Below are 25,813 nucleotides of genomic sequence, written 5' to 3'. Positions count from 1 at the left end.
TTCGCGTGCCGCGCGAAGATGCCGCGCTGGCTGGAACGGAGCGTCGCCGCTCAGACGTCGATCTCGGCGTTCGGCGCGCGCTCCATGATGAAGCGGAAGCGCGCCTGGGCGTCCTTGCCCATCAGCTCGTTCAGGATGCGATCGGTCTCGATCTCTCCCTCGATGACGATGCGCAGCGCGCGGCGGCGGCGGATGTCGAGCGTCGTCGCCTTGAGGTCCTCGGCGGGCATCTCGCCGAGCCCCTTGAAGCGCGAGATGTCCGCCTTCGCCGTCTTGGGCAGCTTCGCGAGGATCCGGTCCCGCTCGGCGTCGTCGAGGGCCCAGTGCGTCTCCTTGCCGACGTCGATCCGGTAGAGCGGCGGCTGGGCCAGGAACACGTGCCCGCCGCGGAGCAGGCCGGGGAGGTGGCGGTAGAAGAACGTCAGCAGCAGCGTCGCGATGTGCTGGCCGTCGCTGTCGGCGTCCATCAGCAGGAAGATCCGGCCGTAACGCAGCTTGGAGGCGTCGAAGTCCTTCCCGAAGCCGCAGCCGAGCGCGCTCACGATGTCCTGGAGCTCCTTGTTGCCGAGCACCTTCGACGTCGACGCCTGCTCCGCGTTGAGCACCTTGCCGCGCAGCGGGAGGATCGCCTGCGTGCGCCGATCGCGGCCCTGCTTGGCGGAGCCCCCGGCGCTGTCGCCCTCGACGATGAAGAGCTCGCTCTCGCTCGGGTCGGTCGAGGCGCAGTCGGCGAGCTTGCCCGGCAGGTTGAGCCGGTGCGACACGGGCGTCTTGCGCAGGACCTGCTGCGTCGCCTCGCGCCGCGCCTCCCGCGCGCGCGCCGCGAGGATCGCGCGGGCCACGATCGCCTCGCCGGCGGTGCCGTTCTGGAGGAGCCACTGCTCGAGCGCGGGCCGGACCATGCCCTCGACCGCCGGCCCCGCCTCCGCGTTGTTCAGCCGGTCCTTCGTCTGCCCCTGGAACTGAGGGTCCTGGATGTAGATCGACAGGACCCCCACGATCCCCTCGCGGATGTCGTCGGCCGTCAGCGTCACGCCCTTCGGCTGGACCTTCTTCGCCTCCATGAAGGCGCGGACCGCCTTCACGATCGCCGCGCCGAAGCCCGACTCGTGCGCGCCGCCGGCGTGGGTGGGGATGCCGTTGACGTACGACCTCACGTAGTCGTCGGTCGACTCCGTCCACTGGAGCGCGGCCTCCAGCCGGATCTCCCCCTCGCGGGCGACGTAGAAGATCGACGGGTGCGTCACCGCCTTGCCGCGCTGGGCGACGAGCTTCGGCAAAAAGTCGGCGATGCCGTTCGGGTGGAGGAGCTCGATCGACTCCCCGGACTGGAGATCGCGGAACGCGATCGCGAGCCCGCCGTGGAGGTACGCCTTCGCCTCCAGGCGCTCGCGGATGGTCTCGGCGTCGAAGCGCCGGTCGCGCCCGAAGATCTCCGGGTCCGGCCGTAAGTGGATGCTCGTGCCGTGCTTGCGGGTGGGCGCGCCCTTCCTGAGCTTGCTGGTCGGCACGCCTCGCGAGAACGTCTGGTGGTGCTCGAACCCGTCGCGCAGCACCTTCACCTCGACGAGCTCCGAGAGCGCGTTGACGACGCTCGAGCCCACGCCGTGGAGCCCGCCGGAGACCTTGTAGTTGTCGCTCGAGAACTTCCCGCCCGCGTGCAGCGTGCAGAAGATCAGCTCGAGCGCGGCGCGCTTGTACCGGGGATGGACGTCCACGGGGATGCCGCGCCCGTCGTCCGTCACGGTCGCGCCCTGGTGGTCGGCGTCGAGCGTCACCTCGATCCGCTTCGCGTGCCCGTTGATCGCCTCGTCGACGGCGTTGTCGACGATCTCCCAGAGCAGGTGGTGGTAGCCCCTGGCATCGGTGCCGCCGATGTACATGGCGGGGCGCTTGCGGACGGGCTCCAGGCCCTCGAGCACCTCGATGTCGGCGGCCGTGTAACGTGCGCCGGAAGCGGCGCGGACCGGGGGATTCGTGGCGGCCATTCAGCTCACCTCCAGCGTCGGTACGACGACGGCCGGCGGCACCACCCGGGCGAAGCGGTCGCGGCGCGCGACCTGCTCGCCCTGGGTGCCGCGGGGGCCGGCGATCTTGCTCGCGGCGATCTCCAGCGTCTTGCCCTTCTCTGTCTCGACCGTGATCACGTCGTTCGGGCCGAGCGCGAGCGCGGCGCCGATGAGCCGCTCGCCCTCGGCGATCCGCATCACGATCGAGCCCTTGCCCGGGCCGGAGAGGAGCGCGAGCTCCTCCACGGGCACGCTGAGCGCGAAGGCGTCGCTCGAGGCGCAGAGCACCCTGTCGGCGCCGTCCACGGCGTGGACGAAGAGCACCTCGTCGCCCTCGTTCAGCTTCGCGAACCGGCGACCCGAGCGCGTCGACGGGTCGCGGTGCGGGCGCAGCGAGAACCGGAAGCCGAGCCCGCCGCGGGTGATCGCGAGCGCGAAGGGCGGCTCCGGCTCGGCGGCGTCCGGGGTCTGCGGCGGGACGTCGAGCGCCCTCGGATCGAAGGACAACATCGCGATCATCCGCTCGCCGTCGGCCAGCTTGAAGAGCTTCTGCACCGGATCGCCGTAGCCGGTCGACTGCGGCACGTCGTGGATGCGGCACACGTAACACGCGCCGAGGTTCGAGAAGAACGCGACGGTCGTCCGCGTCGACCCGGCGACGGCGGCGAGCACGCTGTCGCCCTCGCGGACGCGCGTCGAGGAGAGATCCCGCACCTCGCGGACCCGCTTCACCCAGCCCTGCGCCGAGAGGATGACGTTGGCGTCCTCGGCCACGATGAAATCCTCGGCCTGGTACTCGGGCTCGTCGACGGCGCCCAGCACCTTCGTGCGGCGCTTCTCGCCGTAGGAGCCCTTGATCTCGACGAGCTCGTCGCGGACGATCGCCCACCGCTTCGCGTCGTTCTTGAGCAGCCCCTCGATCCGCTTCGCCTCGGCGCGCTTCTCGGCGAGGTCCTTCTGCACGAGCAGGATCTCGAGCCGCGCGAGGCGGTACAGCTTGAGCTCCAGGATGGCGTCCGTCTGATCTTCGTTCAGCGAGAAGCGCTTCATCAGCTTCTCGGCCGCGTCGGCCTTGCCCTCGCTCTTGCGGATGATCCGGATCACCTCGTCGAGCGCGTCGAAGATCTTCTCGAACCCCTCGAGGATCGTGATCCGCCGCCGGAGCTCGCCGAGCTCGAACTCGAGCCGCCGCGTCACCGTCGCGTAGCGGAAGTCGAGGAACTGCGAGAGGATCTCGCCCAGGCCGAGCCGCCGCGGCGCGGCGACGTCCGCGTTGTCCGTGGGCACGAGGCAGGTGAGGTTCACCTGCACGTTGATCGCGAGCGGCGTCTGTTTGTAGAGGTACGCCATCACGAGCTGCGGGTCGGCGCCGCGCTTGAGCTCCATGACGATGCGCACCTCGGCGGTCGACTCGTCGCGCACGTCGACGAGCGTCGGCAGCTTCTTCGAGACGATCACCTCGGCGATCTTCTCGACGATCGCCTTGCGCTCGACCCCGTACGGGATGGAGGTGATCACGATCTGGGGCGCGGCCCCGCGCTTGCCGTCGCCCTCCTCCAGCTTCCACTCGCCGCGGAGCTTCAGCGAGCCCTGGCCGGACGTGTAGACGGCCTCGAGCTCCTTCTTCGTCGCGTGCAGCTGGCCGCCCGTCGGGAAGTCGGGGCCCTTGACGAACGTCAGCAGCCGCTGCGTGGTGAGCTCGCGGTTCTCGATCAGCGCGACGCACGCGTCGATCACCTCGCCGAGGTTGTGCGGCGGGATGCTCGTCGCCATCCCGACCGCGATCCCCTGCGAGCCGTTCACGAGCAGGTTGGGGAAGCGGGAGGGGAGGACGATCGGCTCGAAGCGGGTCCCGTCGTAGTTGGGACGGAAGTTCACGGTGCGCTGGCCGAGCTCGCTGAGCAGCTCCAGCGCGAGGGGGCGGAGCTTCGCCTCCGTGTAGCGCATCGCCGCCGGCGCATCGCCGTCCACGGAGCCGAAGTTCCCGTGGCCCGCGATGAGCGGCGCGCGCATCACGAAGTCCTGCGCCAGCCGGACCATGGCGTCGTAGATCGCGACGTCGCCGTGCGGGTGGTACTTGCCCATCACGTCGCCGACGACCGCGGCGCTCTTCCGGTACTTCGCGTCCGGCCCGAGGTGCAGGTCGTGCAGCATCGCGTAGAGGATGCGGCGCTGCACCGGCTTCAGCCCGTCGCGCACGTCGGGCAGGGCGCGCGAGGTGATGACGCTGAGCGCGTAGTTCAGGTACCGGCGCTGCGCCTCCTCGGCGAGCGATGTGTCGGGCGCAGGGGGCGGCGGGTCGCTGTCACCGGGCCGGCCGCCGCGGCGGCCCCGGCGAGGCGCCTCGCCGTCGGGCGGAAGGGAGGGGGTTCGAGACACGCGTTGCTCCAGGAGATGCGCGGGCACCCGTCGACAGGTGCTCCGATGTTCAGGTGAACGCTGGTGAGCCTCGGCAATTACCCAGGGGCTCGCGCTCGGTCAAGGCTGCCTCGCGGGAATTTCTGGCAGCGAGTGCTCGCCTACGCTTGTGCGCGCCCTGGCATAGCGTCAGATGGCCTCGGGATCGACCCGAACGCGGGGGACGCCGCGCGGCGCGCGGGCGACGGCCTGTTTTGGGCGTCCGCCCTTGAGACTCACGGCGTGCTGGGCTACGGGGTGGCGCCTTGTACGCGACAGGCACCCGTCCACCGCTTCGCCTCCCCGGCCGCTTGCTGCGGCTCGTCTGGCTCGGCCTCCTCCTGGTGTTCGTTGCGGCAGTGGCCCGGCCCCGGTTTGCTGCAGCGCAAGTGCCCGGAGGTGCTCCGGGAGCGCAGCCGCCCGCGGGCGGGGCTGCGCCGCCTCCTGCCCCAGCCGGCCCCGCTCAACCGCCGGCGCCGGCCGACGCGGCCGGCGGAGCCCAGGCCGGCCCTGCCGGTACACCTGCGCAGGGCGCCGCCGATGCGGCGGAGCCGACGATCGATCTGGCGCCCACCGAGGCTGAGCTCGCCCGAGGGCAGCCGGTCGTCCAGGTCGTCGTCGCCGGGAACCGGCGGATCTCGACCGAGGACGTGCTCGTTTACCTGGGGCAAACGCGCGTCGGCAGGGCGTTCACCCCGGAGGGGCTGGCGCGCGACGTGCGCGAGCTGTGGAACTCGGGCCTGTTCGACGACGTCGAGGTCGACCTCACCCGCCGGGACGACGGCGTGAGCCTCCGGGTGCTCGTCCGCGAGCGTCCGAGCATCAAGAGCATCGAGTTCTCCGGCAACAGCGAGATCAGCACCGAGGATCTCACCGAGGCGCTCTCGGTCGAGATCAAGACGGGCACCATCCTGAGCTACGCGGCGATCCGGCGGGGGGTTCAGAAGCTCCGCGACAAGTACGCCGAGGAGGGCTACTTCCTCGCCGAGGTCAGCTACGAGGTCGTCCCGGAGCGGGAGAACCAGGTCACCCTCAAGTTCACGATCAAGGAGCACGCGCCGGTCACCGTCCGGCGGATCACCTTCATCGGCAACCACAACATCCCGGACGAGGAGCTCCGGGAGGTGATGATCACGGGGCAGGGGGGCTTCTTCGCCTTCGGCACGGGCGGTCCGTTCCGCCAGGACGCGTTCGAGCGCGACGTCCTCGTGATCAACGCGCTCTACTACGACCGCGGGTTCCTCTCGGTGCAGGTCGCGACGCCGCGGGTGATGCTCACGCCCGACCGGACGGGCATCGAGGTCACGCTGACGATCAACGAGGGGCCGCGGTTCCGCATCCGCTCGCTCCGCGTCTTCGAGCGGGACGCCGACGGCCGCGAGATCGAGCCGCTCGGCGGGCGCCGGGCGCTGCGCGAGATGGTGCGAGCCAAGCCGGGCGACTGGTTCAACCGCGCCGAGCTCGCGAAGGACCTCAGCGCGATCCAGACGCTGTACCGGGACGCCGGGTACGCCAACGTCGAGGCCACGCCGGAGCCCCAGCTCGATCCGGACAACCGGGAGGTCGACATCACCGTCGCCATCCGCCGAAACCAGCTCGTCTACTTCGGCCGCATCGAGATCCGCGGCAACACGAAGACGCGGGACAAGGTGATCCGCCGCGAGATGGAGGTGGAGGAGCGGAAGCTGTTCAGCGAGACGAAGCTGGAGCGGTCGAAGCAGCGGATCACCGCGCTCGGCTACTTCGAGCGGGTCGACATCTCCACCGAGCAGGGCGACGACCCCCAGCACATCAACGTCAACGTCGACATCGGCGAGAAGCCGACGGGCACCTTCCAGATCGGCGCCGGCTTCTCCAGCGTCGAGAACTTCATCGCGACGGCGCAGGTGCAGCAGGCGAACCTGCTCGGAAGCGGCCAGTCGCTCTCGGTCCAGGCGCAGATCTCGAGCCTGCGGCGCCTCGTCGACATCCGCTTCTTCGAGCCGTACCTGTTCGACAGCCCGTTCTCGGCGTCGGTGAGCGTCTACAACCAGCTGCGGGCCTACAAGGAGTTCTCGCAGACCTCCACGGGCGGGGCGCTCACGATCGGGTACCCGCTCATCGAGCCCGAGCTCCGCGCCTCGCTGACCTACACGCTGGAGAGCGACGAGATCTCGTCCTCCACGACGACCGGGCTCGGCACCGCCGACCCGCGGTCCACGTTCCAGCGGCTCCCGCTCGCCAACCTCTTCAACGACGGGATCACGTCGAGCGTCCGCCCGACGCTCACCTACGACACGCGCAACAACCAGCTCTTCCCGACCTCGGGCATCTACCTGCAGGGCTCCGTGGAGCTCGCCCACAGCGCCCTCGGCAGCCAGAACGAGTTCTTGCGCTACCGCGCGACGGGGAGGTTCTACTACCCGATCACCGACAGCCTCGTCCTCAAGCTGAACACCGAGGCTGGCCTGGTGACGAGCCCGAACCCGGAGGGCGTGCCGGTGTTCGCGCGCTTCTTCCTCGGCGGCATCCTCGACGTCCGCGGCTTCGAGATCCGGGACATCGGCCCGCGCCTGCCGCTCCGCGAGAGCCCCGACCCGAACTCCGCGCCGATCGCGAACGGGGCGAACATCGGCGGCAACCTGATGTACTACCAGAACCTCGAGCTGGAGTTCCCGATCCTCGAGGCCGTGCAGATCAAGGGCGTCGTCTTCACCGACCTGGGCAACGCCTGGAACCTCGAGAAGCTCTACTGCGAAGCGGCCCCCGCCTCGCCGTACGCCGTCACGAACCCGTGCTTCTCGCCCGAGCGCCTCCTCGACGTCCGGACCTCGTGGGGGTTCGGGCTCCGGTGGTTCTCTCCGATGGGGCCGCTGCGGTTCGAGTGGGGCTTCCCGTTCAAGCGGCTCCCCTTCGAAGAGACGTACAAGTTCGAGTTCAACATCGGCAACTTCTTCTGAGAGGGACGCCTTCGGGCGCAGCTCGGGCGTGACGGCCTGCCCAGCGTCGGCGCGCCATGCCTCGCCGCGTCACCGGGCGGACCCCGCCTCGGAGCGTCCTGGGTGGCGCGGAGGGGGGCCGCCGCGCTCCGCGCGGGCTCTGGCAGGAGCCGAATCGCGGTAAAGTGCGGGGGCAGCGGTTGCCCGGCAGAGGCGCGGCTGTTAGGTGGAAAGCCATGCGCCCGGAGCACACCTCAATGGGGTTCCCCAAGCCAGGCAAGGCCCTGCTGGGGATGATGATCGCGATCGGCTGCATCTGGGTGATGTTCACTCTGGGCGTGAAGTGGGCGGGCGCCGGGGTCGGCGCGCTCGATCCGTTCCTGGTCATCGGCGATGCCGTGCTCCACGGCCAGGTGTGGCGGCTGTTCACCGCGCCCCTCATCCACAGCCTGGGCGATCCATGGCACTTCATCACGACGCTGCTCGGCCTGTATTTCCTCGGCCCGTCGCTCGAGGCGCGCTGGGGCGCGGGCCGCACGCTGGCGTTCCTGTTCGGCTCAGCCGCCTTCGCCTTCGCGCTCCAGGTCGCGGTCGGCGCGCTCGTCCCCCAGGTCGAGCAGGCCGTGGTCTTCGGCGGGCTCGGCATGATCGAGGCGGTCGCCGTCGCGTGGGCGCTCGCCCACCGCCACGCCACCGTGCGCCTCTTCTTCGTCCTCCCCGTGACGGGCACGATGCTGCTCGTCTTCATCTTCGTGATGTCCGTGCTCAACGTCATCGCCATGCGCGCGCCCCCCGAGGGGCTGATCACGCCGTTCGGCGGCATGCTCGCTGGCTACCTGTTCGGTGACTTCTCGCCGCTGCGCCGGTTCTACCTGCGCATGCGCTTCCGCCAGCTGCAGGCGCAGTCCGCCGCGCTCCGCCGTGTGCCCGCGGCGCGCGGCCGCTCCGGAGGCGTCCCGCTCCGGGTCATCCCCGGCGGCCAGAAAGACCCTCCGAAGGACAAACGCTACCTGAACTGATCTCGCCGGCTCGCTGGCGCGGAGCCGCCGCCGTCAGCGTCGTTTCCCGACGCCCCGGCGCATGCCGGCGCTCACGGCGCGGCGCACCGGCGGAGCTCTTCGAGCGTCTTCGCGCGCGTGAGGCAGTCGAGCTCGCCGGGCTCCACCTCGCTCCCGGCGAGCTCTCGTTTGCAGTCGAGCGTCCACTCCGCCGAGAGCCGCTCCCCTTCGCCCTCGAGCACGACCGCGGCGTTGCCGGCGCCGCCGGCCTCCGCCGGCGCCACCCGCTTCAGCTCCGCCTTCCAGGCGGCGCGCATCGCGTCGCCGACCCTGCGACAGTCGTCTTCGGACATGGTCTTGCCGCACCCGGCGCCGAGGAGCGCGCCTGCGAGCACGGCGAGGGCCGCGGCGGCGCGCCGCACGGCAAGCGGCCCACCGCCGGCGCGGCCGCGCGGCACGCCGGGGAGAGGCCGCGAGCGCGAGCGGCTCGCAGGGGCTGCCTTCGGTGACCGAGCAGGCCTGCCCACGGGCTAGCTGTCGATGAAGCTCTTGAGCTGCTTCGACCGGCTGGGGTGCCGGAGCTTGCGGAGCGCCTTCGCCTCGATCTGCCGGATGCGCTCGCGGGTGACCTCGAAGTCCTGACCGACCTCCTCGAGGGTGTGATCGCTCTTCTCGCCGATGCCGAAGCGCATCCGGAGCACCTTCTCCTCGCGCGGCGTCAGCGTCTTCAGGACCTTACGGGTCTGCTCGGCGAGGTTCATGTTGATCACCGCCTCTGCGGGCGAGATCACGCTCTTGTCCTCGATGAAGTCGCCAAGATGCGAGTCTTCCTCCTCGCCGATGGGGGTCTCGAGCGAGATCGGCTCCTTCGCGATCTTCAGGACCTTCCGCACCTTGTCGAGCGGGAGCTCCATCTTCTCGGCGATCTCCTCGGGGGTCGGCTCTCGGCCGTACTCCTGCACGAGGTAGCGCGAGGTGCGGATGAGCTTGTTGATCGTCTCGATCATGTGGACCGGGATGCGGATCGTCCGCGCCTGGTCCGCGATCGCGCGGGTGATCGCCTGCCGGATCCACCACGTCGCGTACGTCGAGAACTTGTAGCCGCGCTTATACTCGAACTTGTCGACGGCCTTCATCAGGCCGATGTTCCCCTCCTGGATGAGGTCCAGGAACTGGAGCCCGCGGTTCGTGTACTTCTTCGCGATGGAGACCACGAGGCGGAGGTTCGCCTCGACCAGCTCCGCCTTGGCGCGCTCGGCCATCCGCTCGCCCTCGCGGATGTTCTCGTACGTCTCGCGGATCGCGGCGACGTCGATGTTGAGCTCCTCCTCGACCTTCTTCAGGCCCTTCTGGGCGTTCTTGATGGTCGACTCGAAGTCGTTCAGCTCCTCGCGGTTCACGTTGAGCTTCTTGGCGAGCCGGCCCTCGAGCGCGCGGTTGCCCTTCACCTTGATGAGCTCGCGCTTGAGCTCGCCCTTCGAGAGCCCCGTGCGCCGCTCCAGCTCCGTGGCGCCGGCCTCCGCCTTCTCGACCTTCGAGATGAGGCTCTTCAGCTTCTGGACGATCTTGTCGATCGTGCGCTTGTTCAGGCGCATCTCCTCGAGCGTCGTCACGAGCTCGGCCGTCGCCTGCGTCACCTCGACGTCGATCTGCTTGCGGCGGACCTCCGTCTTCACGTCCTTGCGCTCCTCGAGGAGCTCCGCCTTCTTCTTGTCGACGCGCTTCACCTTGTCGATGAGCCGGATGATGCGCCGGTCGGCCTCCTCCTCATCGAACTCCTGGTCGTCGTTCTCGGCGTCCTTGATGAGCTCCTTCACCCGGATCTTGTGCTTCCGGAGCTTCTCGCCGAGATCGATGATCTCGCGGACGGCGATCGGGGAGTCGAGGATGGCCGCGTTGACCTTCTGCTCGCCGATCTCGATCCGCTTCGCGATCTCGACCTCGCCCTCGCGCGTGAGCAGCGACACGCTGCCCATCTTGCGGAGGTACATCCGGACCGGGTCGTTCGACTTGGAGTAGTAGTCGACGTCCTCTTCCTCGCGGTCGGGCGTGACGACGAGCTTCTTCTCGCCCGCCTCCTCGTCCGCGATGCGCTTCGGCGCGATCTTCACCTGGGTCGCGCCGTCGACGATCTCGATGTCCTCGTCGCCGAGCGCGCCCACGACGTCGTCGAGCTGATCGGGCGCGACGTCCGCGGGGAGCGCGTCGTTCACCTCGTCATAGGTGAGGAAGCCCTTGCTCTTGCCGGTCTCTACGAGCTTCTCCAGCGTTTTCCGGTCTTTCTCTGATCGTTCGGCGCGGATGCCCGTGTCTCCTTTGCTGCTTGGGCGTGCCCCTGCCTCAGCGTGGCCGCGCGTCGAGGCGTGCCGCGCGCCGTTCATCGCGCCGCCCGCCGAAGCCCTCGCGACCCCGCTTGCCCGACCGGAAGATTGCTTGGCCTTGCTCGCCATTACCTCATGCTCCACTTACGGCGACAGCTCGCCGCGACCGACAAGACACCAATGATTCCGACTAACTTAGGGATCACGCCCGTCGGGTCGCCACGGAGGAGCGACCCGGAACGCATCAAGAAAGACCGAGCCTCCCGGCTCTCCGCTGGAATAGTTCGCGGAGCAAAGCGTTCTCAGCATCGGCATCGACCGTGCTCTTCTGAAGCTGGCTCATCACAGCTGCCTTCTGTCGGGCCAGGGCTTGCCTGCTCAACTTTTCTGAGTTTTCCAAGAGCATCGCCTTGGCCGCTGAGGCCGCTTCGAAGACAGGCGAGACCAGCCGTCCAGCCGCGAATGAATGGATCGGAGCTGGGACTTGCGCAAGAAATTCGCTGGCGGCAAGTCCCATTTCAAATGTGAAATTTTGACGCGCTGCGACAATTGCGAGGGCGACATCGCCTTCGAGGCACTCCAGGGCCGCCTGTACGTCGTCGTCCACCAGCAACTCGGGGAAATCCAGGATCGAGCCGAGGATCTCGAGGCTGACCTCCTGGCTCTGCGCGCGGGATCGGGCGTGCTCCCAGGATTCGGTCGACTGCCCGGTAGGGGTCACCTCACGGGCGTGGGCCGGCTGGTTCTGTCGCGGGCGTGAGAGCGACTGCTCCACGATGTGCTCGAGTTGCCGGAGATCGTCGGGCGAGCGGCCGCCGATCACGAGCTTCGACGAGAGGCGGTCGGCGTAGAGCTTCGCCATCATCCTGAGGCTGGAATCGTCCTCCTCGGCGAGGAGCGAGGCGACGGCGCGCACGCGGGCGAGCTGCTCGGGCAGCGAGGAGCCGCCGAAGCTGTCGCCGTCGAGCGCCTCGTCGATCAGGTGCTCGAGCAGGCCGCGCGCGCCCTTGACGATCCGGGCGACCGCGTCGGGGCCGTGGGTGCGCGAGAGATCGTCAGGATCGCTGCCGGCGGGCAACACGGCGACGCGCGCGCTGAGCCCCGCCTCGCGGCACGGGACGCGCGCCGCGCGCGTGGCCTTCTTGCCGGCCGAGTCCCCGTCGAAGAGCAGGACGACCGCGGGCGCGAAGCGCTTGATGAGCTTCGCCTGCCCGGGCGTGAACGCGGTCCCGAGCGGGGCGATCGCGTGGCCGATGCCGCGCGCGTGGAGCGCGACGACATCGAAGTTGCCCTCCACGAGGACCGCCTCCCCGCGCTGCCGGATCGCCTGGCGCGCCTGGTACAGCCCGAAGAGGTGCTCTCCCTTCGTGTAGATCGGCGACTCGGGGCTGTTGATGTACTTCGCCGGCGCGTTATCGGCCTGCGGCGCGGGGCCGGTGAGCCCGAGGGACGAGAGCTCGGCGGGGGAGGGATCGGGCAACGCGCGCCCGCTGAACGCGATCACCCGGCCCATGACGTCGGTCACCGCGAACATGAGCCGGTGCCGGAAGCGATCGTAGTGGCCGCTCCCCGACGAGCGCGGCACGAGCAGGCCGACGCGCTCCGCGAGGACCGGGGAGACGCCTTGCTGCCGCAGGTAGGCGCCGAGCGCGTCCCAGCCGAACGGGGCGTAGCCGATCCGGAACGCCTGGAGGGCGTCGGAGATCGGATCAGTGGCCCCGGCGTCGTCCGTCAGCGGCAAGCCGCGGCGCCGGAGCTCCTCGTGCGCGTAGCGCGCGAGCGGGTGGGGCCCGGCGCCCGGGCCCCCGCGGAGGCAGTGCTCGAAGAACGTCGCGGCGAGGTGGTTGACGGCGTAGAGGTCGTCCTTGGACCTGCGCGCGGCCTGCGCTTCGCGCCGCTCGGCCTCGGTCATCGACTCCGCCACCTCGATGCCGGCGCGCTCGGCGAGCGCGCGCACCGCCTCGGCGAACGTCCGGCCCTCGAGCTTCATCACGAAGTCGATGGCGCTGCCCGTCTCCTTGCAGCCGAAGCAGTGATAGAACCCGCGGTTCGGGTTCACGTGGAAGCTCGGCGTTTTTTCCTTGTGAAAGGGGCAGAGCCCGGTGAAGGAGGCCCCGCGGCGCGTGAGCCGCACGCTCTCGCCGACCAGCGCGACGAGATCCGTGCGCTCTTTCACGAGCGCGATCGTCTCCGGAGAGATCATGGGCTGCCTTGGGGGCCCCGTGCGCGCGGGGCCTGCAGATGAAGGGTGGGCCCGACGGGCGTGGCGGCGAGCGCGCCAGCGCCTCGGCGATCTAGACAGCTCGCGAAGCGGGAGACCCCCCAGTCCCTCGCGGCCTGCGTGGAGAACAGTGTCCTGTGAGGCGGCCGCTCGCGCAAGGCGGTAGCCGGCAGGTTCGTCACTTCGGGTCGGGGAACGGAGAGCCGGGGCGCTTGTGATCGGTGAGGCTCTCGTCGGAGTGGGAGGCCGCGACCATCTCTTCCTCGGACGGGGCCTCGGCGTGCTCGGCAAGGAACCGCGTGTCCTCGCGGACCATGGGCGGCGGCGGGTCGCCGATCAGCTCGAGCTCGGTGGCGAGCCACTGCTCCTCTTCGATGAGCTCGCGGCGGCGCGGATCGGTCAGGTCGCCTTGCCAGTGGTCGAGCTCGGCGTCGACCTCCTTGAGCCGGAGGCGCACACGGACGACGTCGACGTCTTCCTTCTTCGCGAAGCGCTCGGTGAGCAGCAGCGCGGTGTCGTGGGCGACCTCGACGAAGCCGTGATGGACGGCCAGGCGGTGCTCCTGGCCGTTCTGGTGGTAGGTGACGAGGCCAGTTCGGAGCGCGGCGAGCAGGGGCAGGTGGCCCGGGAGCACGCCGAACTCGCCGGCGACGCTCGGCGCGGTCACGTCCGTGACCTGCTCGCGCAGCGCGACGCCGGTCGGCGTCACGATCTCGAGGAGGATTGTCTCGGCCATGGCTGTGTCAGGCCGCCTTCTGCGACGCTCGAGCCTTCACCTCGTCGATGCCGCCGACCATGTAAAAGTCCTGCTCGGAGACGTGATCGAGCTTGCCGTCGAGGATCTCTTCGAAGCCCGCGATCGTGTCCTTGAGCGCGACGAGCTTGCCCTCGAGCCCGGTGAACTGGGCCGCGACGAAGAACGGCTGCGAGAGGAACTTCTGCATCTTGCGGGCGCGCGACACGACGAGTTTGTCGTCCTCGCTGAGCTCGTCCATGCCGAGGATGGCGATGATGTCCTGGAGGTCCTTGTAGCGCTGCAGCGTCTGCTGCACGCGCCGCGCGACCGAGTAGTGCTTCTCGCCGACGATCTGCGGATCGAGCATCGTCGAGTTCGAGTCGAGCGGATCCACGGCCGGGTAGATGCCGAGCTCGGAGATCGCGCGCGAGAGCACGGTGGTCGCGTCGAGGTGGGCGAAGGCCGTGGCCGGCGCGGGGTCGGTGAGGTCGTCGGCGGGGACGTAGATCGCTTGCACGCTGGTGACCGAGCCCTTGGTCGTCGACGTGATGCGCTCCTGGAAGGCGCCCATCTCGGTCGAGAGGGTCGGCTGGTAGCCGACGGCGCTCGGGATACGGCCGAGGAGCGCGCTCACCTCGGAGCCCGCCTGGGTGAAGCGGAAGATGTTGTCCACGAACAGGAGCACGTCCTGGCCCTCCTCGTCGCGGAAGTGCTCGGCGACGGCGAGCGCCGAGAGCGCGACGCGGGCGCGGGCCCCCGGGGGCTCGTTCATCTGGCCGTAAATCAGCGCGGCCTTGGAGATGACGGGGCTGCCGTCGGCGAGCTTCGACTCGCTCATCTCCAGGAAGAGATCGTTGCCCTCGCGCGTCCGCTCGCCGACGCCCGCGAAGACGGACACGCCGCCGTGCGCCTTGGCCACGTTGTTGATGAGCTCCAGGATGAGCACCGTCTTGCCGACGCCGGCGCCGCCGAAGAGGCCGATCTTGCCGCCCTTGCGGTAGGGGGCGATGAGGTCGATGACCTTGATGCCGGTCTCGAAGACCTCGACCTTGGTCGACTGCTCGATGAACGGCGGAGGCTCCCTGTGGATCGGCGCCAGCTTCTTCGCGTTCACGGGGCCGGCCTCGTCGATCGGCGCGCCGACGACGTTCAGGATCCGGCCGAGGCACTCGGTGCCGACCGGCACCATGATCGGCTTGCCGGTGTCGCGCACCTCCAGCCCGCGCACGAGGCCGTCGGTGGAGTCCATCGCGATGGTGCGCACGGTCGACTCGCCCAGGTGCTGAGCGACCTCGAGCACCAGGTTGTCGGGCTCAGCCGAGATGCTCGGGTTGCTCACCCGGAGCGCATTCAGAATCTTGGGCAGCTGGCCCGACGGGAAATCGACGTCGACGACCGGGCCGATGACCTGGGTAATCTTTCCAACAACCATGGAGCGGGAGCCCTCCTCGTACGAGCTTTGACGAGTCGCGCGGCCCACTAGCACGGACCTGCGCGTCCGACTAGGGGTTCGCGGCGTTACCGACCCGTCGTCGGAGGTCGCCTCCGTGTAGGGGAGCTCAGCGGCCTTTCAAGCGGGCGATGCGCGCGAACGCCTCGACGCTGAGCGTCTCGCCGCGCGCGTCGAGCGAGATGCCGGCGTCCTTCGCGTGCCGATCGAGCTCCTCGGACGACCAGCCGTACAGGTTCTTCCAGGCGTTCCGGAGCGTCTTGCGGCGGGCCGAGAAGGCGGCGCGCACGGCGGCGCGGAAGGCGTCCGTCTCCTCGGCGCGCCGCGGGCGCCAAGGCGTCAGGACGACGACGGCGGAGTCCACCTCGGGCCTCGGGTAGAACGCGCCCGCGCGCGCGATCAAGAGGCGGCGCACGTCGAACGCGGCCTGCACGAAGACCGAGAGCGCGCCGTAGTCGCCGCTGCCCGGGGCGGCGATGAGGCGCTCGGCGACCTCCAGCTGCACCATGAACACCGCGCGGTCGATCTGGTCGGCGATCACCGTCGCCTGCTCGAGGAGCCTGCCCGTGAGCTGGTACGGGAGGTTGCCGGCCACCGCGTGCGGGCGCTCCAGGCCGTCGAGCGAGGCGACCCAGTCGACCTGCGCGGCGTCCGCCTCGAGCAGGGTCAGCCGGCCTTCGTCGATCGGTCCGGCCAGCTGCTCTCGGAGGATCGGGACGAGATCGCGATCCCGCTCGATCGCGACGACCCGCGCGGCGCGCTCCAGCAGAGGCCGCGTGAGCGCGCCGAGGCCCGCCCCGATCTCGAGCACCGCGCCGCCCGCGGGCGTCGTCGCGGCCTCGGCGATGCGGCGCGCCGCCTCGACGTCGACGAGGAAGTTCTGCCCGAAGCCTTTCTTCGGAGACAGCCCGCGCGACCTCAAGAGCTCTGCAATGGACATCGCTGGTCTTTAGCCCTGCGGGGGACGCGCCCCGTCGGAGGACGCGGCCGCCGCGCGCTGCGCGGCCTGGGTCGAGGCGCGAAGCCGGAGCACCCGCACGCCGATCTTGCGGAGCGCGGCTTCGCGCCGGGTCTGCGCCGCGCGCGCGCGGAGGAGCACGGCCTCCGCCGCGATCGGCGCGAGCTCGTGGAACACCTTGTCGGGCGGCGCCTGTCGTTGCTGCGCGTCGTCCCCGTCGCCCTCCGGCGGTCGCGGCGCTTCCCAGGGAGGGCCGAGCCCCGGCTCGAAATCGGGGAGCGTCCACATCACCCTGACCGCCTTGCGGGAGAGCCGCCGCACCGCCTCGGAGAGCTGGCCGGGCTGCGCGTCCGCCGGAGGCGGCCCGAGGACGTAGACCATGCTCGCGCGCGGCTTGGCGCGCGCGACGTGCCCGAGCGCCTCGGCGACGACCACGGCGGGATCGCGCCGCTCCGGCTCGGTCCGCGCGGGCGACTCGATGCCGTAGCTCGCGAGGTAGCGGCGCAGCGTGCGCTCGCGCTGCGACCGTCCGAGCGGCGCGGGCGCCGAGAAGGGGGCCCGCGCGCGCATCGACTCGGCGCGGGCGGCCAGCCGGTCGAGGTCGCCGCGGCGCACGTCGGCGAGGCCGCGCGCGTCGAGCGGCCGGAGGTGCTCGAGGACCCGCGACGCGACGTCCGCCTCGTCGAGCTCGCTGCGGTCGGCGTCGTACGTGCAGCAGCCGACGGTGAGCGCGTGCGCGATCTTCTGCCCGTGCCCCGGGCCGTGGTCGGGCGCGATCGTCACGCGCGGGCCGGGGGCCAGGATCATGAGGCCGACGCGATCGCCGCGCCCGAGGTGCCGGGTGGCGATGGCGGAGGCCTCGTCGATCATGAGGTCGAGCGGGGCGCGGCCGAGCGGGCCTGCCCAGAGCTCCACGGCCGCGTCGACGATGATCCAGACCACGTCCCGCTCCTCGCGCTCGAACTCCCGGACGAGCAGCGTGCCCCGGCGCGCGCTCGCCTTCCACGCGATCTTCCGGAACGGGTCCCCCGGCTGGTGCTCGCGCAGCTCGCGCAGGTCGTCTCCTTCGCCGCGCACGCGACCGGGGCGGCCGGAGGCCGCGAGGATGTGGCTGCGGCCCCCGCGCGGCTGCGTCAGGTACGCCATGAAGGGGCGCGGGAGCACCTCGATCCCGTACGGGTTCGCGAAGGTCAGCGGCACCTCGAACAGGCCCGGCGCGCCGTGCACCTCGAGCGCGAGCCCGTGCAGCCCGTGCTGGCCGACGCGCGGCGTCTGCACGATGACCTTCACCTTGAGCCGCCCCGAGGCGGAGACCTCCCCGCGGTTCGGCTCGATGCGCACGTCGAGCTGCGACGACGCGATCGCGCGCAGCTTGACGTACCGCGCCGCGAGCGTGTCGCGGTTGCGCACCTCGGCCTCGATCTCCACGGTGCCTCCCCGCGCCGACCGGAGGGTCCGCCGCGAGCCGCCCCAGAGCATCTCGAAGCCGGCCGCGCGGATGCGCGCCACCGACACGAGCGTCACGCCGCGGGCGAGCGCGATCGCGACCAGGAGCGCCCCGCCCCAGCCGACGATCGCGGGCTCGCGCGCGATGAGGCCGGCTCCCATGACCGCGACGCCGGCGATGGCGAGGTGGGCGGCGGTGCGCGTCGGGTAGAGCTGCATGGGGAGATCTACGCCGGCCGCGCCGCGCGCCGGTAGCCCACGCGCTGGACCGCCTCGTCGATGATCGCGTCGCGCGCCTTCGGGTCCACGTCGGCGTCGGGCGCGAGCACGAGGCGGTGCGCGAGCGTCGCGGGCGCCATGCCGCGCACGTCGTCCGGCGTCACGAACGGGCGCCCGCCGATCACGGCCGCCGCCTTCGCCGCCTGGATCAGCGCGAGCGTCGCGCGGGGCGACGCGCCGAGCAACACGCGGGCGTGCGTGCGCGTGAACGCCGTCAGGTTCACCGCGTACTCGTACAGGTCGTCCTCGACGTGGATCCGCCGCGCGACGCCCTGCAGCATGAGGAGGTCCTGGACGGAGAGCGTCGCGCGCGCCCGCGGCGGCTCGACGTTGTGCGCGCGGAGCATCGCCACCTCGTCCTTGTGCTGCGGGTACCCGAGGCTCACCCGGATGAGGAACCTGTCGATCTGCGCCTCCGGCAGCGGGTAGGTGCCCTCGAGATCGATCGGGTTCTGGGTCGCGAGCACCATGAAGGGCGACGGGAGCTCGAAGCGGTCGCCCTCGATCGTCACCTGCCGCTCCTGCATCGCCTCGAGGAGGGCCGACTGGGTCTTCGCCGGGGCGCGGTTGATCTCGTCGGCGAGCACGAGGTTCGCGAAGATCGGCCCAGGGCGCAGCGCGAAGGTGCCTTCTTTGGGCGACAGGACGTACGTGCCCGTGATGTCGGCGGGCAGGAGGTCGGGCGTGAACTGGATCCGCCGGACGGACGCGCCGAGGGCGGCCGCGAACGCCTTGACCAGGGTCGTCTTCGCGACGCCCGGGACGCCCTCCAGCAGCACGTGTCCCTGCGCGAGCAGGGCGGTGAGCATCATGTCGAGCGCGCGCGGCGATCCGATGTAAACGCGCGTGATCTCTCGCCGGACCGCCTCGATCCGCTCCTTGGCCGCGGAGATTTCGTCGACGGCGACGGCCTGAACCTGGTTCATCGAGCGCCTTTGTCAGGGGGTGGTGTTACGGGCTTCGCGCCCGCCTGCGGAGGCGGCGCTTCGGGGCGCGCCGCCGAACGATCGACCTCCGCGCCCGGGTGAGCTCGGCGCGGGGGCTGCCGTCCATCGGCGCCGCAGGCGGCGAGGACCTTCCGCACGACGTCGGCTGCGTGGACGAGCGCAGGCCTGGACACGGTCGCCGGCTTGCCGGCGACGACGGACGCTTCGACGCGGTACATGGTGGCCAGGACTTCCTTGAATGCCGAGAGGGCTCGCTCGTCAAGAGCTCCTTCTCGCGCCACGAGCCGCGTGACCGCCTCGGGCGCCGGGTTGGCCTCGAGGCCGAAGCGCACGGCCAGCGCCTCGACGAGCGCGCTCTTCAGCTCGAGGAAGGCGAGCCCGCGCGGCGACGAGGGGGCGGCGAGCACGGCGAAGCGACCGGCGGCCCCTCCTTGCGCGACGAGCGGCGTCGGGCGGGCGTATCGAGGGAGCGGGCTCCGGTACGGCCTGGCCGAGGCGCGCGCCGTCCAGATCGCGAGGCCGAGGCCGGCGAGCGCGGCGAGGGCGAGCAGGGCGCCCCCGGGGAGCCCCTCGCGGCGGGCGTCCTCGACGGCGTTCGCGAGCGCCTTGACCTGCGCGTCGAAGTCCTTGCGGAGCGACGTCTCGCCGCCGAACGAGCTCTCCTCCTCGAACCGGTTCCCGACGATGTAGAGCCGCCCCTTGCGCCCCTGCGCCCCGTCCTCGTCGACGAGGTAGCGGGCCAGGCCCGACGCGAAGGCGCGGTTGCCGGGGTACCGGAGCATCATGTTCATGAGCGCGGACGGATCCCCCATCGCGAAGAGCCGCCCCTTGCCGACCTGTCCGGCGACGGCGACGATCACGTCCGGCTCGCCGAGGGCGCGAATCCGCAGCACGGGCGAGAGGTTCGGGTGGATCAGGCCGGTGGCGTGGTTCGTGACGAGCCGCTGCACCTGGCTCACGACCGGGTGCGGGCCGATGGAGTGACCGCCGACGATGTCGATGACGGGCTCCGCGATGGCGAGGGAGGGCTTGTTCCGCAGGGTGGCGACCGGCCGAGCCGGCGTCGGGATGCGCTCGATCTGGAAGCGGCGGAGCGTGTCGTCGCCGCGGCCGTAGTCATCGACGATGGCGAGCCGCCCGCCGGCCTTCATGAACGCGGTCGTTTCGTCCGCGTCGAGCGTCTGCAGCGGGTGAAGCACGAGGACGCCGTCCTCGGCGTTGACCTCGCTCCAGTCGAGCACGGCGACGGGGTGGACCCTGGCGACGCCGAGCTCCGCGCGCGCGATCTCGAGGAACTCCGAGCAGCCCTCCCAGGTCGTGTCGTTGACGTCGAAGGGTCCGCCCGCTGCGCGGGCGGGCGCGAGCGTCACGACGATCGCGGTCAGCGCGGCCAGCAGCGACGCCAGCGTGGACGAGGACGACGACGAGGACGTGCCGGACGTCGCTCGCCAAGGCGCCGGCTTGCGCCGATCCTCCGCGTGTTTCCTGAAAGATACGCGCGCATACCACGCGCCGTTCCGCGTCATGAGCGCCGCGAACATACCACTGTCGGCCCGAGCGATAACCTTGACCCGCCATCCCACATTGCTAGATTCGCTTTTAGAGCGGGGTGCTTTCTCCCAGACCTCGTTCCACCACTCAGGCCGCGAGCACTCTACGAGGTGGAGGGGTTAGTCGATGCTTCCTCCGTTCATCATCGAGCAAATACGGCAGCGCGAAGAAGAGAAGGATCGGTCCAGACGAGAAGAAATCCGACCGCGCCTCGAGCTGCCGATCGAACGCTACCCCGCTCCTCGTCGTCTTCCTGACGCGGAAGAGGACGATCCCAACCGAGGCGTCATCATCCTCGACCTGGGCTGACGCCCCGTGTAGCACATCTTCCCCGTGAGCCCCGCGGGGGCGCCGGCCCATCGGCAACCCCCGCGAGACGCGCGCTCACTCCTTGTTTCGCAACAAAATCCGAGAATTCTGAGCCCATCCCCCTCCGATGCACCAGCGCGGAGCACGGTTTCCGGCCTGGACCGAGGCTCCCCCGCACAGGTCTAGCGTGGACGGACATGTGCGCGAGCACACGTCCCAGCGTGGGGACGTCATGCGGGGCCGCAAGCCCGGCGTTGCGCCCACGGCGTGGGCGGAAAAGTTGTCCTTGGTGGGTCCGTCGCGCTTTTGCGGGGTTGACCGCGGCGTGTGTCTTCGCCTAGGTTGCGCCCCCGCTTCTGGCGCCGAGCACTGAACGAGCTACGCTCCGGCGCCTCAAGAGCAGGCCGTGCACACGCTGCGCACGGGCTCTTCCATCCGATCGAGGTTCACAAGATGGCCGTTCATATTCGTCTCGCCCGCGCGGGCACCAAGAAGACGCCCTTCTACCGCATCGTCGTCGCCGACCAGCGCAGCCCGCGCGGCGGCAGGTTCATCGAGCGGCTGGGCACCTACGATCCGCGCAGGACCGAGATCCGCCTGGATGTGCCCCGCGTGCGGCACTGGATCTCGAACGGCGCCCAGCCGACGCACACGGTGGCGCTGCTCCTCAAGCACCCCGGGCTCGCCCAGGCTGCCGCGCCGGCGGACGCCGCGAAGTAGCATGGCGCCCTCGACGTCTCCGCTGGTCGACCTCGTCGCGCTCGTCGCCCGCGCGCTGGTCGACCACCCGGACCGGGTCGTCGTGCGTGAGGTCGCGGGGGACCGCTTCCCGCGGATCGAGCTCACGGTCGCGCGCGAGGACATCGGCAAGGTGATCGGCAAGGACGGGCGCACCGCGCAGTCCATCCGGACGCTGCTGAGCGCGGCGGCGAGCAAGTCGGGGCGTCGCGCGCACCTCGACATCCTCGACTGAGACGAACCCAGCGTGGAGCGACGTTACGTTCCCGTCGCGGAGATCGCCCGCCCGCACGGCGTCCAGGGCGAGCTGCGGCTGCGCCTCTACAACGAGGGGTCCGACCTGCTCCTCACGCGGCCGGCGGTGAAGCTCCGGCTCCCGGACGGCGCTGAGCGGGATGTGAAGATCCTGGGGGCGCGCCCCGTCGACAAAGCGTTGCTCGTGCGGCTCGCGGGCGTCGAGGATCGGGACGCGGCCGAGGCGCTGCGCGGCGCGGCGGTGTGCGTGCCGAGGGACGCGTTCGCGCCGCTCGACGAGGGCGAGTTCTACGCGTGCGACGTCGAGGGGGCGCGCGTGCTGACGCCCGAGGGCGAGCTGCTCGGGCACGTGAAGTCGCTCCAGTCGTACCCCACGTGTGATGTCCTCGTCGTGGAGAGGAAGGGCGCCGGGCCGGTCGAGGTCCCGCTGACCGAGACTTTCGTCAGCAGCGTGGACGTGGAGCGCCAGACCGTGCAGCTGGTCACGCTGGAAGGCCTCGTCTGATCCGTCGTCCGGCGCGGGCCGACCCGCCGCGGCTAACCGATGCGCGTTGATGTAGTCACCCTGTTTCCCGAGCTCTTCGAGGGGTTCCTGGCCATCGGCATGGTCGGGCGCGCGATCGCGTCGGGCACGCTCGCCGTGCGGCTCCGCAGCCCACGCGAGTTCGGCATCGGCCGGCACCGGAGCGTCGACGACACCCCCTATGGCGGCGGCTCCGGCATGGTGATGCGCGTCGACTGCCTCGTGCACTGCCTGGAGGCCCTCGACGAGACCGCCCGGGAGGGCGCGCCGGCGAGCGGGCCTCCGAGCGCTGCGGAGGGGGCGCCGTCCGCCGCGGCCGTGCCGCAAGCAGAAGCGACGCCGCCGGTGGAGGCGACGCCGTCAGCGGGAGCGACGATGTCGGCGGGAGCGATGATGCCGGCGGAAGCGACGTCGCCCGCCCCCGCGCCGCGCGCGCACCGGGTGCTGCTCACGCCGCAGGGGCAGCCCTTCCGCCAGGAGAAGGCGATCGAGCTCGCGGCCCGGCCCGCGATCGCGCTCATGTGCGGCAGGTACGAGGGGTTCGACGAGCGCGTGCGCGCGTTCGTCGACGAGGAGATCTCGCTCGGCGACTTCGTCATGACGGGCGGCGAGGTGGCGGCGATGGCGGTGATCGATGCGTGCGTGCGCCTGCTCCCAGGCGTGCTGGGCAACGCTGTGTCGGCCGAGCACGAGTCGCACAGCCCCGCGCTGTCCGGGCTCCTCGAATACCCGCAGTACACGCGCCCCGTGGAGTTCCGCGGGCACACGGTGCCCGAGGTGCTCCAGCAAGGGAACCACGCGGCGATCGCCCGCTGGCGGCGGTCGCAAGCGGAGCTGCGCACGGCAGAGCGCCGGCCCGATCTGTGGCGCAAGGCGCGAGAGGCCGGCCTCGCGCCGGAGGAGAAGGGAGCGTCGCGGCGATGAGGCTCGCGCTCGCGCTCGTTCACTACCCCGTGCTCGACCGCTCCGGCGGCACGGTGACCACCGCGATCACCAACCTCGACCTGCACGACATGGCGCGGAGCGCCCGCACGTACGGGGCCGAGCGGCTCTTCGTCGTGCACCCGGTCGCCGCGCAGCGCGCGCTGGCGGAGCGGATCAGGGAGCACTGGGTGAGCGGATCGGGGAAACGCCGGATCCCCGATCGCGCCGTCGCGCTGGACGTGCTCAGCGTGGTCTCCAGCATCGAGGACGTGTACGCGGCCATGAGCGGCGCGGGGCGAGCAGGCGTCGAGGTCTGGACGACCGCGGCGGCGTCGCGAGGGCTCCCGGTGACGGGGTACGCAGCGGCGCGCGGGCTCCTCCCGCAGGCCGAGCGCCCGGTGCTGATCCTGTTCGGCACAGGCTGGGGCCTCACGCCGGAGCTCATCGCCGACGCCGACCTCCGGCTCGAGCCCATCCGGTCGGCCGCGGACACCGGCTATAATCACCTGAGCGTGCGCGCGGCGTGCGCGATCACGCTCGATCGGCTGCTAGGCGGGGGCGCGCCGGGCGAGCCCGCGCGGTGACCCGCGTGGAGGCAGCGACGCTGCCGGCCGTACCAGCATGAGCAAGCGCGACGTCCATCGCCCCGGAGGGGAGGCGAGCGCGGCCTGGTCGACGCCCGATCGGCTGGTGCGCGAGCAGGCGCTCGCGCTGGGCTTCGACGTGGTCGGCGTCGCGCGCGCGGACGAGCCGCTCGGGGTCGAGCACGCGCGGTACGTCGAGTTCATCGCGCGCGGGATGCACGGGGAGATGGGCTACCTCGCGCAGTACGCGGAAGAGCGGCGGCGGCTGGACACGAGCGCGATCCTCGAGGGGGCGCGATCGGTCGTGTGCGTCGGCCGCAGGTACGCCCGGCCAAGGGAGAGCGAGGGGCGCGACGCGCCGCTCGCGCAGAGCATCGCGCGCTACGCGCGCGGGCAGGACTACCACAACCACCTGAAGCGCCGGCTGCGGCGGCTCGCGTCGTTCATCCGGTCGCTCGCGCCCTCGGTCCTCGCGCGGCCGCTCTGCGACGTCGAGCCGGTGATGGAGCGCGTCTGGGCGGCGCGCGCCGGCATCGGCTTCGTCGGCAAGAACGGGCTGCTCATCACGCCGGGGCAGGGGAGCTACCAGCTGCTCGGCGAGGTGGTCACCACGCTGCCGCTCACCCCCGACGCGCCGATCGCGGAGCGCTGCGGCTCGTGCACGCGCTGCCTCGACGCGTGCCCGACGCAGGCCTTCACGGCGCCGTTCGTGCTCGATCCGCGGCGGTGCGTCGCGTACCTGACCATCGAGCAGCGGAGCGCGCCGGCCGAGGAGCTGCGGCCCGGCATCGGCGAGCACCTCTTCGGTTGCGATGTCTGCCAGGAGGTCTGCCCGTTCAACAAAACCGCGGCGCCGCCCCTCGAGCGCACCGAGCCGTTCCACCCCCTGGCGCGCTGGGAAGCGCGGGACGTCGACGATCTCACCGCGCTGGACGAGCGCGCGTTCGGCGAGCTCGCCCTCGGGACGCCGCTCCGGCGAGCGCGGCGCGGCGGGCTCGCGAGGAACGCGGCCATCGTCGCGGCCAACCGGCTCGCGGGCGGCGCCCGCGGCGCGGCCGCGGCGAGGGCGAAGCGCGCGCTGGCCGCGGCGCTCGAGCACGACGACCCGTCGGTGCGCGCCGTCGCCGCGTGGGGGCTGCGCCGCTCGGAGGACGGCGGGCCGCCGGACCCGGCGGACCCGGCGCCTGGCGAGCCGCCCGAAGATCCCGGCGCTGGCTGAGGAGGCTGCCCTCGGAGAGCCGCCGTCGCGCGCGAGGCGCGCAGGCGCGGCGGTGCTCGGGCGCCCTTCGCGGGCGCCCGAGGATCCGCTAGGGTGGCCGCCGGCAACACGCCGCGCGTACGATCACGAACGTGGCTCTATCTTCCAGGCTCCGGGCGCTCTTCGACGATCTGCGCCAGCACGATTCCGTCCTCTGGCGGCGCGCCGTCGACGCCAGCGTGACCTACGGCCCAGACGTGCTCGTCCGCCGCTGCCCGGCGCTGTTCGGGCTCGCCGTCGGGGCGGTGCTGCCGGCGCAGCGGCGGGCCGTGCGCAGGAACCTGCGGCTGGCGCTCGGTCCGCGGGGGGCGCTCGAGGAGTACCGGGACGTCGCCCGGGTGTTCATCAACTTCGCCGGTTGCCTCACGGACGCGTTCATCGCGAGCAGCACCCGGCCCGATCGGCTCACCGGCGTGTGCGTGAACGACGAGCACTTCACGAACGCGTACCGGCGCGGCCTCGGGGTGATCGTCGTCACCGCGCACGCCGGCGGCTGGCAGGCCGCGGCGCCGCTGCTGCGCTCGGTGCACGCCGCGGACGTGATCGTCGTGATGCAGCGCGAGCGCGACAGCCGGGCGCAGGCCATCCAGGACGGCACGCGCGACCGGGTCGGCATGCGGATCCAGCACGTCGACGAGGATCCGCTCGCGATCCTCCCGCTGCTCGCGCACCTGCGGCGACGGGGCGTGGTCGCCATCCAGATCGATCGCCTCCCGTCCGGGATGCGCGGGCGCGATGTCGAGCTCTTCGGCAAGCCGTGGCGCGTGCCGGAGGGCCCGCTGCAGCTCGCGGCCGCGAGCGGCGCGCCGATCGTCCCGGTCTTCACCCGGCGGACGGGCTACATGCAGTACGAGATCTGCATCGCCCCGCCCATCTCGCTGCCCCGCAAGCCAGGACCGTCCGAGCTTGATGTCGCGGCGCGCCAGGTCACGGGAGCGATGGAGAGTTTCCTCCGGGCGAACCCGACGCAGTGGTTCCACTTCGAGTAAAA

The 25,813-nt window shown here is 71.1% G+C and carries 21 protein-coding genes; 10 read left to right on the top strand and 11 right to left on the bottom strand.

Annotated elements, in window-relative coordinates:
- Positions 1-50 precede the first annotated feature (50 nt).
- Both WMF43_RS25990 and WMF43_RS25985 read right to left on the bottom strand, forming a co-directional pair.
- On the bottom strand, positions 51-1,988 hold the full coding sequence (locus WMF43_RS25990; protein WP_437668633.1) for a DNA gyrase/topoisomerase IV subunit B: 1,938 nt from the start codon (positions 1,986-1,988) through the stop codon (positions 51-53).
- Positions 1,989-4,388 carry a DNA gyrase/topoisomerase IV subunit A gene (locus WMF43_RS25985; protein ID WP_437668631.1) on the bottom strand — a complete coding sequence of 800 codons (2,400 nt, stop codon included), beginning with the start codon at positions 4,386-4,388 and terminating at the stop codon, positions 1,989-1,991.
- A gap of 407 nt (positions 4,389-4,795) precedes the next feature.
- Here WMF43_RS25985 and bamA point away from each other — a divergent pair, with 407 nt between their 5' ends.
- Both bamA and WMF43_RS25975 read left to right on the top strand, forming a co-directional pair.
- Positions 4,796-7,345: an outer membrane protein assembly factor BamA gene (gene bamA, locus WMF43_RS25980; protein ID WP_437668629.1), complete on the top strand. Its 2,550-nt coding sequence runs from the start codon at positions 4,796-4,798 to the stop codon at positions 7,343-7,345.
- 215 nt (positions 7,346-7,560) lie between these two features.
- Entirely contained in the window at positions 7,561-8,343 is a 783-nt protein-coding gene (locus tag WMF43_RS25975) for a rhomboid family intramembrane serine protease (RefSeq protein ID WP_437668628.1), read from the top strand.
- A 71-nt stretch (positions 8,344-8,414) separates the two neighbouring features.
- On the opposite strand, the gene WMF43_RS25970 is transcribed toward WMF43_RS25975, so the two are convergent.
- The 9 genes from WMF43_RS25970 to WMF43_RS25930 all read right to left on the bottom strand — a co-directional run bounded on the left by WMF43_RS25970 (position 8,415) and on the right by WMF43_RS25930 (position 20,206).
- On the bottom strand, positions 8,415-8,744 hold the full coding sequence (locus WMF43_RS25970) for a hypothetical protein (RefSeq protein ID WP_437668626.1): 330 nt from the start codon (positions 8,742-8,744) through the stop codon (positions 8,415-8,417).
- A gap of 108 nt (positions 8,745-8,852) precedes the next feature.
- Positions 8,853-10,772 (bottom strand): RNA polymerase sigma factor RpoD, encoded by a 1,920-nt coding sequence (rpoD, locus tag WMF43_RS25965; RefSeq protein WP_437668624.1) that lies wholly within the window; start codon positions 10,770-10,772, stop codon positions 8,853-8,855.
- A gap of 115 nt (positions 10,773-10,887) precedes the next feature.
- Positions 10,888-12,846 carry a DNA primase gene (gene dnaG / locus WMF43_RS25960; RefSeq protein WP_437668623.1) on the bottom strand — a complete coding sequence of 653 codons (1,959 nt, stop codon included), beginning with the start codon at positions 12,844-12,846 and terminating at the stop codon, positions 10,888-10,890.
- A gap of 196 nt (positions 12,847-13,042) precedes the next feature.
- Positions 13,043-13,600 (bottom strand): ATP synthase F1 subunit epsilon, encoded by a 558-nt coding sequence (atpC, locus tag WMF43_RS25955; protein ID WP_437668621.1) that lies wholly within the window; start codon positions 13,598-13,600, stop codon positions 13,043-13,045.
- 7 nt (positions 13,601-13,607) lie between these two features.
- On the bottom strand, positions 13,608-15,032 hold the full coding sequence (gene atpD, locus WMF43_RS25950) for a F0F1 ATP synthase subunit beta (RefSeq protein ID WP_437668619.1): 1,425 nt from the start codon (positions 15,030-15,032) through the stop codon (positions 13,608-13,610).
- A 127-nt stretch (positions 15,033-15,159) separates the two neighbouring features.
- On the bottom strand, positions 15,160-15,990 hold the full coding sequence (rsmA, locus tag WMF43_RS25945) for a 16S rRNA (adenine(1518)-N(6)/adenine(1519)-N(6))-dimethyltransferase RsmA (protein ID WP_437668617.1): 831 nt from the start codon (positions 15,988-15,990) through the stop codon (positions 15,160-15,162).
- A gap of 9 nt (positions 15,991-15,999) precedes the next feature.
- Positions 16,000-17,673 (bottom strand): DUF58 domain-containing protein, encoded by a 1,674-nt coding sequence (locus WMF43_RS25940; protein ID WP_437668615.1) that lies wholly within the window; start codon positions 17,671-17,673, stop codon positions 16,000-16,002.
- Between the two features lie 8 nt (positions 17,674-17,681).
- Positions 17,682-18,659, bottom strand: coding sequence for an AAA family ATPase (locus WMF43_RS25935; RefSeq protein ID WP_437668613.1), 978 nt, complete (start codon positions 18,657-18,659; stop codon positions 17,682-17,684).
- On the bottom strand, positions 18,656-20,206 hold the full coding sequence (locus WMF43_RS25930) for a DUF4350 domain-containing protein (RefSeq protein ID WP_437668611.1): 1,551 nt from the start codon (positions 20,204-20,206) through the stop codon (positions 18,656-18,658). The genes WMF43_RS25935 and WMF43_RS25930 overlap by 4 nt, the downstream gene beginning before the upstream one ends.
- Before the next feature lie 151 nt (positions 20,207-20,357).
- Here WMF43_RS25930 and WMF43_RS25925 point away from each other — a divergent pair, with 151 nt between their 5' ends.
- The 8 genes from WMF43_RS25925 to WMF43_RS25890 all read left to right on the top strand — a co-directional run bounded on the left by WMF43_RS25925 (position 20,358) and on the right by WMF43_RS25890 (position 25,811).
- Positions 20,358-20,540, top strand: a complete 183-nt coding sequence (locus WMF43_RS25925) for a hypothetical protein (RefSeq protein ID WP_104982642.1) — start codon at positions 20,358-20,360, stop codon at positions 20,538-20,540.
- Positions 20,541-20,993: 453 nt separating this feature from the next.
- Positions 20,994-21,260, top strand: coding sequence for a 30S ribosomal protein S16 (rpsP, locus tag WMF43_RS25920; RefSeq protein ID WP_012237071.1), 267 nt, complete (start codon positions 20,994-20,996; stop codon positions 21,258-21,260).
- A 1-nt stretch (position 21,261) separates the two neighbouring features.
- Positions 21,262-21,513, top strand: coding sequence for a KH domain-containing protein (locus tag WMF43_RS25915; RefSeq protein ID WP_104982640.1), 252 nt, complete (start codon positions 21,262-21,264; stop codon positions 21,511-21,513).
- Between the two features lie 12 nt (positions 21,514-21,525).
- Positions 21,526-22,038, top strand: coding sequence for a ribosome maturation factor RimM (gene rimM / locus WMF43_RS25910; RefSeq protein WP_437668609.1), 513 nt, complete (start codon positions 21,526-21,528; stop codon positions 22,036-22,038).
- Positions 22,039-22,077: 39 nt separating this feature from the next.
- Complete coding sequence (gene trmD / locus WMF43_RS25905) at positions 22,078-22,980, top strand: tRNA (guanosine(37)-N1)-methyltransferase TrmD (RefSeq protein ID WP_437668607.1); 903 nt, start codon at positions 22,078-22,080, stop codon at positions 22,978-22,980.
- On the top strand, positions 22,977-23,564 hold the full coding sequence (locus WMF43_RS25900) for an RNA methyltransferase (protein ID WP_437668605.1): 588 nt from the start codon (positions 22,977-22,979) through the stop codon (positions 23,562-23,564). Before trmD ends, WMF43_RS25900 begins: the two co-directional genes overlap by 4 nt.
- A 37-nt stretch (positions 23,565-23,601) precedes the next feature.
- Positions 23,602-24,783: a tRNA epoxyqueuosine(34) reductase QueG gene (gene queG, locus WMF43_RS25895; RefSeq protein WP_437668603.1), complete on the top strand. Its 1,182-nt coding sequence runs from the start codon at positions 23,602-23,604 to the stop codon at positions 24,781-24,783.
- Between the two features lie 131 nt (positions 24,784-24,914).
- Entirely contained in the window at positions 24,915-25,811 is an 897-nt protein-coding gene (locus WMF43_RS25890) for a lysophospholipid acyltransferase family protein (protein WP_437668601.1), read from the top strand.
- Positions 25,812-25,813 lie beyond the last annotated feature (2 nt).

Origin of the sequence: Sorangium sp. So ce131 (assembly GCF_051519095.1) — a bacterium.
GTDB lineage: Bacteria > Myxococcota_A > Polyangia > Polyangiales > Polyangiaceae > Sorangium.
This window is presented reverse-complemented; position numbering and strand designations above follow the sequence as displayed.